Annotated in this window: 9 protein-coding genes; 2 read left to right on the top strand and 7 right to left on the bottom strand. The window is 66.6% G+C overall.

The window, feature by feature from the left end; genetic code table 11:
- Position 1 precedes the first annotated feature (1 nt).
- Entirely contained in the window at positions 2–1,681 is a 1,680-nt protein-coding gene (locus tag NQE15_RS02890) for an autotransporter assembly complex protein TamA (protein WP_265946344.1), read from the top strand.
- A gap of 1 nt (position 1,682) precedes the next feature.
- Positions 1,683–5,330 carry a translocation/assembly module TamB domain-containing protein gene (locus tag NQE15_RS02885; RefSeq protein ID WP_265946342.1) on the top strand — a complete coding sequence of 1,216 codons (3,648 nt, stop codon included), beginning with the start codon at positions 1,683–1,685 and terminating at the stop codon, positions 5,328–5,330.
- Positions 5,331–5,356: 26 nt separating this feature from the next.
- On the opposite strand, the gene NQE15_RS02880 is transcribed toward NQE15_RS02885, so the two are convergent.
- From NQE15_RS02880 to NQE15_RS02850, 7 genes are all read right to left on the bottom strand, one after another.
- Positions 5,357–6,157, bottom strand: coding sequence for an ATP-binding protein (locus NQE15_RS02880; RefSeq protein WP_265946340.1), 801 nt, complete (start codon positions 6,155–6,157; stop codon positions 5,357–5,359).
- Positions 6,060–7,619 (bottom strand): hypothetical protein, encoded by a 1,560-nt coding sequence (locus NQE15_RS02875; protein WP_265946339.1) that lies wholly within the window; start codon positions 7,617–7,619, stop codon positions 6,060–6,062. The genes NQE15_RS02880 and NQE15_RS02875 overlap by 98 nt, the downstream gene beginning before the upstream one ends.
- Positions 7,620–7,691: 72 nt before the next feature.
- Positions 7,692–10,787 carry an efflux RND transporter permease subunit gene (locus NQE15_RS02870; protein ID WP_323670666.1) on the bottom strand — a complete coding sequence of 1,032 codons (3,096 nt, stop codon included), beginning with the start codon at positions 10,785–10,787 and terminating at the stop codon, positions 7,692–7,694.
- Complete coding sequence (locus NQE15_RS02865; protein ID WP_265946337.1) at positions 10,784–11,917, bottom strand: efflux RND transporter periplasmic adaptor subunit; 1,134 nt, start codon at positions 11,915–11,917, stop codon at positions 10,784–10,786. Before NQE15_RS02865 ends, NQE15_RS02870 begins: the two co-directional genes overlap by 4 nt.
- A gap of 110 nt (positions 11,918–12,027) precedes the next feature.
- Positions 12,028–14,031 (bottom strand): acyl CoA:acetate/3-ketoacid CoA transferase, encoded by a 2,004-nt coding sequence (locus NQE15_RS02860; protein ID WP_265946335.1) that lies wholly within the window; start codon positions 14,029–14,031, stop codon positions 12,028–12,030.
- Between the two features lie 28 nt (positions 14,032–14,059).
- A complete protein-coding gene (locus NQE15_RS02855; RefSeq protein ID WP_265946333.1) occupies positions 14,060–15,457 on the bottom strand; it encodes a GntP family permease in 1,398 nt (465 codons plus the stop codon).
- A 187-nt stretch (positions 15,458–15,644) separates the two neighbouring features.
- Positions 15,645–17,045 (bottom strand): sigma-54 interaction domain-containing protein, encoded by a 1,401-nt coding sequence (locus tag NQE15_RS02850; protein ID WP_265946331.1) that lies wholly within the window; start codon positions 17,043–17,045, stop codon positions 15,645–15,647.
- Positions 17,046–17,061 lie beyond the last annotated feature (16 nt).

The raw sequence follows: 17,061 nt of genomic DNA, 5'->3' as shown, positions 1-17,061 counted from the left end.
CGTGCTGATCCGCCGCCTGCTGCCCTCGCTGTTCCTCGCCATTGCCGGCTCATTGAGCGCCGGTGAGGTCCAGTTGCAGGCGCCGGATGAAATCGTCGACCTGCTGGCCCCTTACCTGCCCGAGGAGGCCGGCAACCCGCACCGGCTGGAAGGCCAGCTCAGCGAGATTCTGGCGACCGAGGGCTATTTCTCGCCGCACTTCGAGTTTTCCGACCGTACCAGCGATCTGCGCCTGAAACTCGACCCCGGCCCGCGCACCCAGATCGGCGAGGTGGCGTTGGTGATCGACGGCCCGCTCGCCGCCGGGACCCGTGACGCCCTGATCGCCGGCTGGCGCCTGCCGGTCGGCCAGCCCTTTCGCCAGGAGGACTGGAATAGCGCCAAGCAGCAGGTGCTGGGCGAACTGCTGGCGGTTGAACACGCTGCCGCCAGGCTGGTCGACAGCACGGCCGAGATCGACACCGAAACCCGGCGCGCCCGCCTTAGCGCCCACTACGATGCAGGCCCGCGCTACCGCTTCAGTGCCTTGCGCATCGAAGGCCTCGAAAGCTATTCGCCCGACCTGGTCGCGCGCTACAACCGGGTCGTACAGCCGGGCGATCCCTACCGCGAAGACCGCCTGAACGCCCTGCAGAGCGCGCTGCAGGCCACCCCCTACTTCGCCTCGGTACAGGCCAGGCTGGATACCGAGGCGATCGACGAAGACGGCGACGGCACGATCAGCGCCCCGGTCATCGTCAAGCTGCGCGAGCGCCAGCCCCATCGCGTCGGCTTCGGCGCCGGCGCCAGCTCGAATACCGGGGCCCGCGTCGAAGTCAATTACCAGACGCCCGATCTCTTCAACCAGGCCTGGGAACTGAACAGTGGCCTGCGTCTGGAGCAGAAGCGGCAGACCGCCTACGCCGACGTCTTCCTGCCGCCCGACGCCAAAAACCGCCGGCATAGCGTCGGCTTCATGGCCGAGGGCAACGACATCCAGGGACTGAAGACCGAGCGCTACGCCTTCGGCGCCCAGAGCGTGCAGCAGCGCGGCAGCATCGAGCAGCGCCTGTCCCTGAACTGGCAGGAAGAACGCCGCGAGCCGGACGGCGCCCTGCCGGTGACCAGCCGCGCCCTGGTCCCCAATGTCGCCTGGACCTGGCGCAAGGTCGACAACCTGCTCGATCCCCGCCACGGCACCGTGCTCCAGCTCCAGATTGGCGGCGGCGCCAAGGCAGCGCTATCCGACCAGAATTTCGTCCGCCTGCACGGGCGCTGGCAGCAATATGTGCCGCTCGGCCGCGTCGATACACTGACCCTGCGCGGCGAAGTCGGCTACACGTTGGCCGATTCGCGGCAGCGCATTCCGCAGGACTACCTGTTCCGCAGCGGCGGCGCCGGCTCGGTCCGCGGTTACGCTTACCAGAGTCTCGGCATCAAGGAAGGCACGGCGACCGTCGGCGGGCGCTATCTCGCCGTCGCTAGTGCCGAAGTCACGCACTGGCTGGACGACAGCTGGGGCGTCGCTGCCTTCGTCGATGCCGGCGACGCCGTCGACGACCTGGCCGATGTGAAACTAGCCGTCGGCTACGGCCTCGGCGCCCGCTGGCGCAGCCCTGCCGGCCCGATCGGCGTCGACCTCGCTTACGGCCAGCGCACCGGCGACATCCACCTGCATTTCTCGCTGGCCATTCCCTTCTGAGATGCGACTGCGCCCCGCCCTCCTCGCCACCATCACCTTGCTCGCCAGCCTGGCCGGCGGCCTGCTCTGGCTCAGCGCCAGCAGCAGCGGCCTGGGCACGGCGGCCGAACTGGCCGGCTGGGCCAGTGGCGGGCAACTGCATGTCGAAGCAGACGGCGGCCGCCTGCTCGGCCCTTTGCGCATCGCTGCCCTGCGCTGGGAAACGCCCGATCTGCAAGTGCGTGCCGAACAGGTCGAACTGGACTGGTCGCCGGCCGCCCTGCTCGCTGGACGGCTGGAGGTCGGCGAACTGCGCATCACCCGGCTGCACATTTCGAGCAACCCCGATAGTCCGCCTTCACCAGCACCGACCGACCTGACGCTGCCCCTGGCCCTGGCCGTGCACAACCTCGTCCTCGGTCAGGTGAAATACGGCAGCGCCCTGGTGACCGGCGAAATCTCGGGGCGCCTGAGCAGCGACGGCCAGACGCACCAACTGAACGATTTCCAGGCCCGCCTCGGCGAACTCAGCCTCGCCGGCCAGGCGACCCTGGGCGGCAGCGCTCCGCTACCGCTGGTCGCCAGCCTCGAAGTGACCGGCCAGCTCGAAGAACGCCCCCTGGCGGTGACGCTGGCGGCGGCCGGCCCGCTCGCGAGCATCGCACTGACCGCGAGCGCTCACCAGGGCATCACCGGCCAGGCGGAAGTGCTGCTCACACCATTCGCGCCGGCCAGTTTCGCCAGCGCCCGCATCGCTCTCGACGACATCGACCCGGCGGCCTGGCACGCTGGCGCCCCGGCCGCCAGCCTGAGCCTGCGCGCCGAATTAGACCCACAAGGAAGCGGGGTGGCCGGCCACTTCAGCGTAAACAATGCCCGGCCCGGCCCCCTCGATCGCCAGCGCCTGCCGCTGCTCAGCCTCAGCGGCCGCCTCGACTGGCAGGCCGAAAGCGCCCGCCTCACTGTCCTGCGCGCGACCCTGCCCGGCAACGGTGAACTCGCTGGCGACGGCCGCTGGCAGAACGGCACGCTACTGCTCGACCTCAACGCCCGCCGTCTCGATGCCGCCCGGCTCGTCTCGACGCTGCGCCCGACCCGTCTTGACGGCCCGCTGTCGGCCAGTCTCGATGCCCAGCGGCAAACGCTCAAACTCGACCTCAAGGATCCCCAATTTGCCCTTCGCGCCGAAGCCGGCCATGCCGCCGGCCTGGTCACCGTGCCCCGGCTGGAAATCGCCGCCGGCAACGCCCGCCTGACCGGCAAAGGCGAGCTCAGCCTGGCCAAGGCGATGGCCTTCAGCGCCGAAGGCGAACTCAGCCGTTTCGACCCAAGCCGCTTTGCCAAGGTGCCGGCGGCGCAGATCAACGCCCGCTTCAAGAGCCGCGGCCAGCTGACGCCGCGCCCGATTATCGATGGCGAGTTCAGCCTGCAGGACAGCCAGCTGGCTGGGCAGCCGCTGGCCGGACAAGGGCAATTGCGCATCGACTGGCCACGCATACCGCGCGCCGACATCGCGCTGAGCGCCGGCCTCAACCGGCTGACCGCCCGGGGGGCCTTCGGCGATCCGGCCGACACCCTGGCCATCGACCTCGACGCCACGCAACTCGCGCCCTACGGTCTGGAAGGCGGCATCAGCGGCCAGCTCCGGCTCAGCGGGGGAACCCGGCAAGCCCGACTGACGGCGCAGTTGCAGGCGGCCAAACTCGGCTGGCCCGGCCATGGTCGCCTGAGCGACCTGACGCTGAAGGCGGAACTCGGTGGCGCCGCGGCCTCACCGCTTCTCATCGACCTCGCCATCGGCCAGCTGACGACGCCGGAGCAACCGGCACTGGCCAAGGGCCTGCGGCTCCAGGGCGAAGGCAGCAATCAGGCCCACCGCCTGCGCGCCAGCGGCGAACTGATCAACCGGACCCGGCTGAATCTGGCGGCCGAAGGCGGCATCGATCCGCAGGCAGCGGTGCCGCAATGGCGCGGCCGGCTGCTCGAAGCCCGCCTGAACGGCCAGGACGAGGCCCGCAACTTCCGCCTGAGCGCCCCCGCCCCGCTGAACCTGGGCGCCGCCGCCTGGTCCTTCGGCCCGGCCCAACTGGCCGGCGAGCCGCTCGACTGGCAGGCAACGCTGCAGGCCGCCGCCGACCCGCAGCACTTGCGGGCCAGCCTGAGCGCCCGGGGGACGCGCGTCGGCCAAGTCGATGGCGAACTGAGCGCCGCCATGCAGGGGGCGTGGTCGGTGGACCGCCTGGCACCCTGGCAGGGCCGGCTGCAAATGGCGATCGCCGATCTCGGCTGGCTGGCCGAACTGATCGGCGACGGCTGGCAAAGCGCCGGCCGCTTCAACGGCGAGCTGAAATTGACCGGCACCCCGGCCCGACCGGTTTCCAGCGGCCGCTTCCGCGGCGAACAGCTCGCCCTGCGCCGCCCTGAACAAGGCCTCGATCTGACCCGCGGCGAACTTGCCATCGACCTCGACGACAACCGACTGCGCGTTCGCCAGCTCACTTTCGACAGCGTGCTGCAGGCCATGCCCCGCCCCTTGCGCCTGGCCGGCCGCCAGGAAATCGCCAGCCTGACGCAGCGCCCGGGACATCTCGAAATTTCCGGCGAAATGCAGATCCACAGCGCGTGGGGCGCCGACAACGCCTTTCTCGACTTCAAGCTCGACCGCCTCGGTGCCTGGCAGTTGCCCGACCAGTGGGTGGCCGTTTCCGGCAGCGGCCGGCTCAGTTGGCAGGGCGACACGCTGGGCGCCAAAGGCCAGCTCGCGGTCGATGCCGGCTACTGGCAACTGGCCCCGGCCGGGGCGCCACGGCTCTCCGACGACGTGGTCATCAAACGCCCGGGTGATGCCAAGGCCGGCGCCAGCCTGCGCCCGAAACTGGATCTCGACCTCAGCACCGACCTCGGCCGCAACTTCCTGTTCAACGGCGCCGGCCTCTCCAGCCGCCTGAGCGGCGACCTCCGGCTGCGCGCCAGCGGCCGCGACCTGCCCCGGGCCAGCGGCAGCATCCGTGCCCGCGACGGCCGCTTCGACGCCTATGGCCAGCAACTGAGCATCGAGCGCGGCATCCTGACCTTCCAGGGCCTGCTTGACAATCCGGCCCTCGATGTCCGCGCCGTGCGCAAGGGACTGGCCGTCGAACCCGGCGTGCAGATCGGCGGCACGGTGCAAAGGCCGCTGGTCAGGCTAATTTCCGATCCTGAACTGCCGGATACCGAAAAGCTCGCCTGGCTGGTCCTCGGCCACGGCTCGGAGAACATGAGCGCCGGCGATGCCGCCGTCCTCTTCTCGGCCGCCGGCGGCTTGCTCGGCAATGACTCCGGCAACCTCGTCCAACAGCTGAAAAAAACCTTTCGGGTCGACGAATTCGGCGTCCGCCAGGGCGAGATCGGCGGCAGCGGCGGCCGCCAGCCGGGCAGCCGGGTCGCCGCCAGCAGCTTCGACAGCAGCGCGACGACCGGCAACCAGATCCTCAGCGTCGGCAAACGCCTCGGCGCCAATACGCTGCTTTCCTACGAGCAGTCGCTGGGCCGGGCCGAGAGTGTCGTCAAGCTGACCGTGAACCTGACCCGCCAGATTTCGCTGATCGGCCGCGCCGGCAGCGACAACGCACTGGACGTCTTCTATACGCTGACCTTCGGCCGGGAGCGGCGGTCGACGCCCGCGCGCTGAGCCGATCCGCCGGGACCAGCAGCGGCTTACAGGGCGGCGCCTAGCGACAAAGGCGCGGCTCCGGGAGACTCGGCCTTGAGCAGCCGGCAGGTAAACCAGAAGGTGCTGCCGGCACCAAGCTGGCTGTCCACCCCGATCTGCCCCCCCATCAGTTGCACCAGGCGTTTGCACAGGGCCAGGCCGAGGCCGGCGCCGCCATATTCCCGGGTCGACGAGGCATCGACCTGGGCGAAGGTGTCGAACAGTCGGAACTGGTCGTCGCCCGAAATGCCGATGCCGGTATCCCGCACCTCAAAGCGCAGAAGCAGCGTCGTCGCGCTCTCTTCGGCGATCGCGACGCGAACCCTGACTTCGCCGCTGGCGGTGAACTTGACGGCGTTGTTGATCAGGTTGGAGAGAATCTGCCCGAGGCGCACCGAGTCGCCAGCCAGCGGCCGCTCGCGCAGTTCCGCAGGGAGATCGAAGACCAGCGCCAGGTGCTTGTCGGCGGCCTTCTGGCCAGCCAGCGCGGCGACGTTGTCGAGCAGATCGGCCAACTGGAAATTGACGCTTTCCAGACTCAGTCGCTCGGCCTCACTCCGCGAAATATCCAGAATATCGTTGATGATCCCGAGCAGCCGATGCGCTGCCTCGACTACCTTGGACAACTGCTCGCGCTGCCGGGGATCGGTGCTATGGCGCAAGACCAGCTCGCTCATGCCCATGATGGCGTTCATCGGCGTACGCAGTTCATGGCTCATGTTGGCAAGGAAGGCGCCCTTGGCCCGGTTGGCAGTTTCGGCGGCTTCCTTGGCGATGGAGAGGGCGACCGTTCGCTGGTCGACCATTTTTTCCAGATGCAGGCGGTACTGCTCCAGTTCGGCCGCTGCCCGGTGCCGCTCGGTGACATTCTGGTGAATCAGCACCGCCCCCCGCGACGCCCCTTGAGCGGCAGGACACGCAGGACGAACCAACGGGCTCGGGCGCTGCATGGCAGGGGTACTCCAGGGTGAACTCGGGCAACTGGCCGGCCAGAACGGCGCGAATGCCGGTCAGCATCCCGGCGGTGTCTGGTCCAACCGGTACCTGGCGAGCGTCGGCACAAGCGGCGAAGTAGTTTTCCCCGAGCGCAACCGGGGCCGCTTCCGGCCCGCCGTTCTCGGCCGCAAAGCGCCGCCACGCGGCGTTGACGGCGACGATCGTACCGTCTCCATCGATCACCACGAGCTGTTCCTGCAGGGAGTCGACGACGCTGACGACAAAGGCCTCGCTATCGCTCAAGCTTTGCCCCGCCTGCTCGGCTCGCGCCTGCAGGCGCAGCAGGAACCAGCCGAGGCCGACGGAGATGAAGAGGAAGGCCCCCGCCATCGCCAGGGTTTCGTAGACCTGCGACCACCAGTTGGCCAGATAGCTGTCGGTGGCCAGACCGACCAGTACCATCATCGGCGCCGAAGCCAGACGACGGAAGGTGGCGGTCCGTTGATAGCCGTCGGCACTGACTGCGGTGCGATAGGTGGCAGAGACCACGCCAGAGTCGAACAGGCGGCGCAGATCGGGTGATACGGTATTGTTGCCGATCTGGCCGACCGGCCGGTCGGCGATGGCCGGAAAGCGGGCGATCAGCCCGAGATCGGTATCGCGCAGGTTGATCGCGCCCTGCGGCCCGAGCTCGAAGCGCGACAGCAGCCGGGAAAAGTGTTCGACCGCGATCGGGGCCGAAACGACGCCGGCGAAACTGCCGTCCGGATAGTTGTAGCGGCGGGCGAAGCCGATGATGAACTGCCTGGCGACGCGGCCGACGCGCGGTTTTGAAATCTGCAGCCCACCCTCCGGGTGATCGCGCAGATAGACGAAATATTCGCGGTCTGCCCAGCTGGTGCGCTCCGCCTTGACCACCCCCTTGCCAAGAATGACCAGGCCGCTGGCATCAGCCACCCGGATCGCCTCGACTTCGGGCAGCCGGCTCAGCTGGCGGGCGAGGAAAGCACTCATCCCCGCCTCGTCGATGCCCTGGTCGGCCAGTTGTCGCTCGAGTTCGTCGGCCACCGTCAGCATCGCCAGATCGAGCTTTTCGATGCTGCCGGCGACGCTTTGTTCGAGCGCGCCGGCGATGTTCTGGGTCAGCATCTCGGCCCGCGCCTCGTACTGCTCCCGGCTTTGCAGCAAGGAATAGCCGGAGAGGACGAAGACCAGGATATTCGAGCAGACCAGCCCCCCGATCAGCAGCCGGCGAAAATTCCGCGGCGCCGTGATCGCACCGGCCGGGGAGTGAACCCCGCCCGCGCTGGAAGGCCCTACCGACAAAGGCACGCTGTACCCAATCGTGAAGTATTGTTCTGCAGCGATTCTACTACCTTTGTCATAGCGCCGGGGGCGCCTGCTTCACGGGCCGGTGTGCACCTCCGCCGGATCGTGATGGGGCGGCAGACCCAGAGCCTGGCGCACTTTGCCGATCAGGTCGTCGACATAGGTGAAGACCACCGGAATTACCAGCAGGCTGAGGAAGGTCGAGGTGATCAGGCCACCGATCACGACAATCGCCATCGGGGCGCGGAAGCTGGGGTCGGTGCCGATGCCGAGCGCGATCGGCATCATGCCGGCGCCCATCGCCACGGTGGTCATGACGATCGGCCGGGCCCGCTTGCGGCAGGCATCGATCAGCGCATGCCAGCGGTCGAGTCCGTGCTCGCGGCGGGCGAGAATCACATAGTCGATGAGCAGGATGGAGTTCTTGGTGGCGATGCCCATCAGCATGATCAGGCCGATCATCGACGGCATCGAGAGCGCGGTCTGGGTCACGAACAGCGCCAGGAAGGCACCGGGCACCGAGAGAACGAGGGCAGCAAGAATGGTCACCGGCTGGACGAAATCCTTGAAGAGCAGGACCAGCACGATGTAGATGCAGAGGACGCCGGTGGCCATGGCCAAGCTGAAACTGGCGAACAGTTCGCCCATCGCCTCGGCGTCGCCGATCGTGGTCTGCAGCACGCCGGGCGGCAGCTTGGTCAGGCTGGGCAGTGCCAGCGCCTGCTTCTCGACATCGCCGAGCGGTTGCTGATTCAGTTCGATCTCGAAATTGATGTTGCGCAGCCGGTCGTAGCGATCGATTTCGGCCGGGCCGCCGGCGATGGTCAGTGCCGCGACATTGGCGATCATCACCGGGCCATGCTTGCCGGGCACGGTCAGCCGTTCGAGCAGGCTCAGATCCTGGCGCGCCGCCGGCGGCAACTTGACGACGATCGGCACCTGGCGCTGGGCCAGATTCAGCTTGGCCAGACTCTGGTCGTAGTCACCGGCAGTGGCGATGCGCAGGGTATCGGCGATCGCCGCCGAAGTGACGCCGAGGTCGGCCATGCGGGCGAAATCGGGGCGAATGACCAGTTCCGGACGGACCAAGCTGGCCGTCGTCGTGACATTGCCGACCCCGGGAATGGTGCGCAGTTCGCGCTCGACCAGCCGGGCGTGTTCGGCCAGCACCGGGCCGTTCTCGCTGGCCAGCACGAGCACGTACTTCTCGTTCGAGCCACCGAAACCGACCTTGACCTGGACGCCGGGCAGTTCGGCCAGCGCCTCGCGGAACTCGCGCTCGACGCTCTGCTTGGTGACACCGCCACGCTCCTTGCGCGGCGTCAGGTTGATGGTCAGCGTCGCCTTGCGCACTTCGGCGGCGCCGCGCGGCGCAAACGGATCGCTGCCGGCCGCGCCGCCGCCGATGGCGGTATAGACCATTTTGACGTGCGGATGCTTTTCGATGATGAGGCGCGCCTTTTCGGCCATCGCCCGCGTCTCCTCGAAGGTGCTGCCCGGCGCCAGCGAGAGATAGACCTGGGTCTGCGACAGGTCGTCTGGCGGCAGAAAGCCGGTCGGCAGCAGGGGCACCAGGGCGAAGGAGCCGACGAAGAAGACGGCCGCCGCGAGCATGGTCAGCACCCGGTGTTTCAGGCACCACGCCGCCGCCCCGGCATAGCGCTCCAGCCAGCGCGGCTCGGGATGTTCGCGCTTGGGCGGTTTCAGGATATAGGCAGCCATCATCGGGGTCAGCATGCGGGCCACGACCAGCGAGAAGAAAACGGCAATCGCCGCCGTCCACCCGAACTGGACGAAGAATTTACCGGCGACGCCGCTCATGAAGGCGGTCGGCAGGAAGACGGCAATCAGCGTGAAGGTGGTGGCGATGACCGCCAGGCCGATCTCGTCCGCCGCCTCCATGGCCGCCTGGTAGGGCGTCTTGCCCATGCGCAGATGGCGCATGATGTTTTCGATTTCGACGATGGCGTCATCCACCAATATGCCGATCACCAGCGACATCGAGAGCAGGGTCACGACATTGAGCGTGAAGCCCATCAGGTACATCACGGCAAAGGCCGGGACGATGGACAGCGGCAAGGCGGTGGCCGAGACCAGGGTGGCGCGCCAGTCGTGCAGGAAGAACCAGACGACGATCACCGCCAGGATCGCGCCTTCGAGCAGCAGTGTCATCGAACCGGTGAAATTCTCCTCGACCGGATCGACGAAATTGAAGGCTTCGGTAATCGTGATGTCAGGGTTGTCGGCTTTCAGCTTTTCCAGCGTCGCCCGCACATTGACCGCCAGCTCGACTTCACCGGCGCCCCGGCTGCGCGTGATCTCGAAACCGACCACCGGCTTGCCGTTCAGGAGCGCCGCCGAGCGCTGTTCGCCCACCGTGTCGCTGACCGTCGCCACCTGGTCGAGGCGGAGGCGCCGGCCGTCGCCGAGCACGATGTCCATAGTCTCCAGCTCAGCCGCCGACTGCACCGTGGCAATGGTGCGCACCGACTGCTCGATGCCGCCGACGTCGGAGCGGCCGCCCGAGGCTTCCTGCTGGATCTGCCGCAATTGGCGCGAAATGTCTGCCGCCGTCGCGTTCAGGGCGAGCAGCCGGGCCGGATCGAGCTCGACATGGACTTCGCGGGTCACGCCGCCGACCCGGGCCACGGCGCCGACACCGCGCACGCTGAGGATGGCCTTGGCCACCGTGTTGTCGACAAACCACGACAGCGCCTCGTCATCCATCCGGCTCGAAGCCACGGTATAGGTCAGGATCGGCGCCCCGGCGACGTTCATCTTGCTGATCACCGGGTCCTTGAGGTCACCCGGCAGGTCGGAGCGGATCCGCGAGACGGCGTCGCGGACGTCGTCGACCGCCTCCTGGGTCGGCTTCTCGAGGCGGAATTCGACGGTAACGATCGCCATCCCGTCCTGGACCTTGGTGTAGATGTGCTTGACGCCCTGCAAGGTGGCGACCGAATTCTCGATCTTGCGCGCCACCTCGGTTTCCATCTGGGCCGGCGCGGCGCCGGGCAGCGATGCGGTGACGGTCACCGTCGGCAGCTCGATATCCATGAACTGCTGGATCTTCATGGCCTTGAAGGACATCACGCCGAACAGGGTCAGCATGATGAAGAGCAGGATGGCCGGGGTCGGGTTCCGGATCGACCAGGACGAAACGTTGATCACGGCTTGGGACCGCTGTCGACGACCTTCACCACATCACCGTCGGCCAGGAAGCCGGCGCCGTTCTCGACGACGCGCGCCTCGGGTGGCAGACCGGAAACGATCTCGATCCGCTCGCCGACCCGGCGGCCCGGAATCACCTTGGTCTGCAGCACGCGGTCGGCACCTTCCAGCCGGAAGACATAGGCAAAACCTTCGCGCAGCACGACTGCCGTTTGCGGCAGGGTCAGCGCCGGGCGTTGCGCGAGTTCGAATTCACCACGGGCGAACATCCCGGCGCGCACGGCACCGGTCGCCGGCAGATCGACATAGACCAGACCGTTGCGCGTCTGCGGATCGACGCTCGGCGCCACGGCGCGTACCGTGCCCTTGACTGACTGGCCGTTGGGATTGACCAGGATCGCAGCCAGGCCCGGCTTGAGGCTGGCCAGATCGGCCGACGGCACTTCGGCCCGCCATTCCAGGCGGCCGCCGCGAATCAGACGGAACAGCTCCTGCCCGGGCTGGGTCAGCGACCCGACCGTCGCGCTGCGCGCCGAGATCACGCCGTCATCCGGCGCCAGCACATTGGTCTTGCTCATCTTGACCTCGGCCGCCTGCTGCCGGGCGCGGGCCGCGGCGAGGCGGGCTGCCGCCGTGTGCTGGGCGGTCTGGTACTGGGTATTGAGTTGCGAACTATAGAAGCCCTTGGCCTTGAGCTCCGTCGCCCGTGCGGCATTGCCCTGCGCCTCGCTGGCGCTGGCCTGCGCTTCGGCGACCGCCGCCGAGGCCTCGGCCAGTTCGCTGGCCACGGTGTCGCTGGCGATGCGGGCCAGGACCTGGCCTTTCTGCACCGTGTCGCCGACCTGGGCGCGGACTTCGGTAATCCGGTAGTTGCTGATCTCCGGCCCGATCACCGCCTCTTGCCAGGCCACGACATTGCCGTTGGCGGGCAGCACCTGCGGCCATTCAAGAACTTGGGGCGAGGTCAGGCTGACGGTCAGTGCCGGCTTGGCCGCTGCCTTGCTCGGCGCCGCCGGCTTGGGCGCCCCGGAACCGGAAAAGAAGAAGGCAGCGGCTGCCACCAGGGCAGCCAGCACCAATCCGATGCGGGCTTTCCGCCCGGCGAGCGGACCCGAAGAAATGAATTTCATGCAAGAACCCGTGTCGACCGCGACCTGAAATAAGCCCCCCTGCGGGGCGGCAATCGGCGAATGATACCGTGGCCGCCGCGGATGTCAGCCAACTAATGACTCTTTGGTCATCAGTCCTTCTTTAGGTTCCCCTCGGCCTCGTCGGCACTCTCGTAGATATGCGGCGCGATCTGCTGCTTGGCCAGCGCCTCGCCCAGTTTCATACGTACGAAAGTGCTCGAGGTGTAACGCGTGACGTCGTGATAGTGGCGATCCATGATGCCCTTGACGATGCCGATGTAGTCGTCGACCAGTTCCGGCAGGATCGAGAAGCGGTCGTAATTGACGATGGCGTTGACCTTGTGGCCGACCGGCGCCAGCTTGCTCTCGACCGCCTCCAGAATACGCGCCAGATCGCCGTCGCTGCGCACTGAGAGACCGGCGAAATCGACGAAGAACAGGTTCTGTTCGGCATCGTAGGAGAGCCGTTCGTCGAGCGGACGCTCGAGCATGCCGGAGCGGATGTTCATCGGTTCCTCGCTGAAGATCCGGGCATCCATCAGTTTCGGCTCGCCGTGCATGATGGGCTTGAAATCCATGCGCTCGAGGATGTCCTTCTGCAGGTCGACGCCCGGCGCAATCTCGATCAGCTCCAGGCCGTCGGCGGTCAGGTTGAAGACGCAGCGCTCGGTGATGTAGAGCACGCTCTTGCCCCACTTGGCGGCCTGCGAGCCGCTGAAGGTGCGGTGCTCGACCTCCTCGACGAACTTGGTCGCCTTGCCGTCCTCGAGGATCACCAGCTTGCCTTCGTTGATCGCAACCTCCAGATTACCGGCGGTAAAGGTGCCGACGAAGACGACCTTCTTGGCATTCTGCGAAATGTTGATGAAGCCGCCGGCCCCGGCCAGACGCGGGCCGAACTTTGAAACATTCAGGTTGCCCATGCGGTCGGCCTGGGCCAGCCCGAGGAAGGCGATGTCGAGGCCGCCGCCGTCGTAGAAGTCGAACTGGCTGGGCTGGTCGATGATCGCCTGGGCGTTGGTCGCCGCCCCGAAGCTCAGGCCGCCGGCCGGCACACCGCCGATGACGCCAGGTTCGGCGGTCAGCGTCAGCAGGTCGATGACCTGTTCCTCGGCCGCGACGGTGGCGACGCCTTCCGGCATGCCGATGCCGAGGTTGACCACGGCGTTGGCCTTCAATTCCAGCGCCGCCCGCCGGGCGATGATCTTGCGTTCGCTCATCGGCATCGCGGCAATGGCAGACAGCGGCACCTTGATCTCGCCGGCGAAGGCCGGGCTGTATTGTTCGCTGAAGGTCTGCATGTGGTACTCGGGCTTCTCCGAGACCACGACGCAATCGACCAGGATGCCGGGAATTTTGACCTGACGGGGGTTCAGCGTGCCACGCTCGGCGATGCGTTCGACCTGGACGATGACGATGCCGCCCGAATTGCGTGCCGCCATCGCGATGGCCTGCGCTTCCAGGGTCAGGGCCTCCTTCTCCATGGTGATGTTGCCGTCGGGGTCGGCCGTCGTCCCGCGGATGATTCCGACATTGATCGGGAAGGCCTTGTAGAACAGGTATTCCTCGCCGTCGATCTCCATCAGACGGACGACCTCCTTGGTCGTCATCTCGTTGAGCTTGCCGCCGCCGAAGCGCGGATCGACAAAGGTGCCGAGGCCGACCCGGGTGATCGTTCCCGGCTTGCCGGCCGCGATGTCGCGGAACATATGGGTGATCACCCCCTGCGGCAGGTTGTAGGCCTCGATCCGGTTGGCGACAGCCAGTTGCTGCAGCTTGGGAACGAGCCCCCAGTGGCCGCCGATGACCCGCGCCACTAGGCCGTCGTGGCCGAAATGGTTGAGGCCGCGCTCCTTGCCGTCGCCCTGCCCGGCAGCATAGACCAGGGTCAGGTTGCGCGGGCTGCCGAGGCCATGGACATCCGCCTCCTCGCCTTCGAGAAAGCGCTGTTCGAGCGCGATGGCAATGTTTTCGGCAAAGCCGATGCCGACGAAGCCGCCGGTGGCGACGGTGTCGCCATCCTTGATGAGGCGCACGGCATCGCGCGCCGAAACGACCTTGCCGGTATCGGAGGCGCGCAGCGACGCGGCGATTGGGTGACGGGAAAGGGCCATGCTTAGTCTCCTCGTTATTATTGGATGATCAAACGATACCAGTGGCGTAGAACACGCCAATCACCACGAACACGGCCATCGTCTTGATGCAGGTGATGGCGAAGATGTCCTTGTACGACTGGCGGTGCGTCAGGCCGGTCACCGCGAGCAGCGTGATCACCGCACCGTTGTGCGGCAGGGTGTCCATGCCGCCGGAAGCCATCGAGGCGACGCGGTGGAAGACTTCGAGCGGAATGCCGGCCGCCTGGGCGTTGGCGATGAAGGTTTCGGCCATCGCCGCCAGCGCGATACCCATGCCGCCGGAAGCGGAACCGGTAATGCCGGCCAGCGCGGTAACCGTGATCGCTTCGTTGATCAGCGGATTGGGAATCGAGCTCAGGGCGTTGGCGACAACCAGGAATCCCGGCAAGGCAGCGATCACGGCACCGAAGCCGTATTCGGAAGCGGTGTTCATGGTCGCCAACAGCGCCCCGCCGATGGCACCTTTGCTGCCTTCGGCAAATTTGGCGAACACCGTTTTCCAGGCGAAGACGAAGACGGTGGCAATGCCGACCAGCAGCGCCCCCTCGACCGCCCAGATGGCGGCGACCGCCTTGGTCTGCTGGACGACCGGCGCCGCCTTGCCGATGATGGCCGGAATGAAGGAAACCTGCTCGCCGTAGAGCAGCGGAATGGCAGTGGTAAACACCTTGTTCATGACGCCGACCATGATCAGCGGCAGAATGGCGATCAGCGGATGGGCCAGCTTCTCGTGCTCGAAGGCTTCCGGCTCGTTGATATGGCCGTCGCCGTAGCCTTCGCCAGCCGCCATCGCGCGCCGGCGGCACCATTCGAGGTAGATCAGGCCACAGGTCAGGATGAAGATGCCACCGATCAGGCCGAGCCACGGCGCCGCATAGATATCGGTCTTGAAGAAAGTGGTCGGGATGATGTTCTGGATCTGCGGCGTGCCGGGCAGAGAATCCATCGTGAAGGTGAAGGCGCCGAGGGCGATGGTGCCGGGAATCAGGCGCTTCGGAATGCCGCCCTGGCGGAACATCTCGGCGGCGAAGGGATAGACCGCGAAGACCACGACAAACAGCGAGACCCCGCCATAGGTGAGGATCGCGCAGACGAGGACGATCGAAAGCATCGCCCGCTCGCTGCCGATCATCTTGATCACCGAGGCGACGATCGCCTTCGAGAAGCCCGACAGCTCGATGACCTTGCCGAACACGGCACCGAGCAGGAAGACCGGGAAGAAATTCTTCACGAAGCCGACCATCTTGTCCATGAAGAGGCCGGTGAACATCGGAGCGACCAGCGTCGGATCGATGAAGAGCACGGCGCCCATGGCGGCAATCGGCGCGAAGAGGATGACGCTGTAGCCGCGATAGGCCACGAACATCAGGAAGGCCAGCGAGGCCAGTACGATGAGAAAGTCCACTTTTGTCTCCATTAAGATTTATTGCGGCGCTTTCGCTATCGCACGCCCCGTGCCACACAGCTCAAGTTATTGAATATATATGTTAACTGACAGAATTCCTGCTCCCGTTCCGGAAATTTCTGTCTGCCCCGGCAGACACCCTGTCCAGCCGGCCGGACAACTGGTGCCAGCCTTTGAATTTGTGGTGCTAGGCGGCGTTGGCCTGGACACCCAACACGGCAATCTTTTCGTAGAGGGCGGCGCGGGAAATGCCGAGAGTGCGGGCGGCCTGTGCCTTGTTGCCATGGCAGTTGCGCAGCGCGACGAGGATGGCCTCGCGCTCGGCCTGGGCGACCGCTTCGGCCATGCCGCCGCCGACGATGGCCAGGGCGGGCGGCACCATGGCGACCGGCATCACACGATCGAGATCGCCCGCTTCCAGCACGTCGCCGTCCGACATCAGCAGCGCGCGCTCCAGCACGTTCGACAGTTCACGTACGTTGCCCGGCCAGTCATGCCGGCGCAGCCGCTCGACGGCAGCCGGCGCAACGCCATGCACGGGGATCCCCTGCTGGCGGCAGATCTGGTCGACGAGATGCTCGGCGAGCAGCGGAAAATCGTCCAGTCGCGCGCGCAAGGGCGGGGTATTCAGGGTGATCACGTTCAGGCGGTAATAGAGATCGGCGCGAAAGCTACCGCCGGCAACCATCTGTTCCAGGTTGCGGCTGGTCGCCGCGATGACCCGCACATCCACCGTCTGCAAGCGATTGGAGCCGACGGCTTCGAACTCCTTTTCCTGCAGGGTCCGCAACAGCTTGGCTTGAAGGGCCAGCGGCATGTCGCCGATTTCGTCGAGGAACAGCGTACCGCCATCGGCCAGCTTGAACTTGCCGTCGCGGCCGCGCCGCTCGGCGCCGGTGAAGGCTCCGGGGGCGACGCCGAAGAATTCCGCCTCGAGCAGGTTTTCCGGCACGGCAGCGAGATTGACAGCGACGAAGGCCCGCTTGGCCCGCGGGCTGGCGGCATGGATGGCCTGCGCCAGCAGTTCCTTGCCGGTGCCGGTTTCGCCGAGGATCAGCACCGCTGAGGCGGTGCGCGCCGCGCGCCGGGCCGCCTGCTTGACCTCGTTGCTGGCCGCGGCGACACCGATGAAACTGGAGAAGGTGTACTTGGTCTGCCGGGCTTCGGCCAGTTTGCGTTCGGCCTCGGCCAGATCGGAACGCAGGCGCTGGTAGCGAGAAACGACCGGCGCCAGGTGGCGCGGGTCGTCGTAGAGCATGAAGCCGACGGCGCCGATCACCTTTCCATGCTCGTCGCGCAGCGGCAGGCGGGTGACGACGAAGGATTCGTCGCCGAAATCCATGATGTCGAGCATGATCGGCCGGCCGCTGTCGACCACCTGACGCATCAGGCTGTTCGGAATGACGTTCTCGATCGCCTGGCCGATCGCCGCCGCCGGATCGGCGATATGCAGACGCTCCGGATAGCGGTCGTTCATCCACACGACATTGGCCTGGGCGTCGACGATCACCGCGCCTTCACAGAGATCGGCGAAATGCGCGAGCAGGGATTGCGTCGCCAGTTGACGCAGGTCGTCCGGCGTCTTCATTGCAGCAGGTCGCCGG

Source organism: Dechloromonas sp. A34, assembly GCF_026261605.1.
In the GTDB taxonomy this organism is placed as follows: Bacteria; Pseudomonadota; Gammaproteobacteria; order Burkholderiales; family Rhodocyclaceae; genus Azonexus.
The sequence above is the reverse complement of the archived record's forward strand: the minus strand, read 5'-3'. Positions and strand labels throughout refer to the sequence as shown.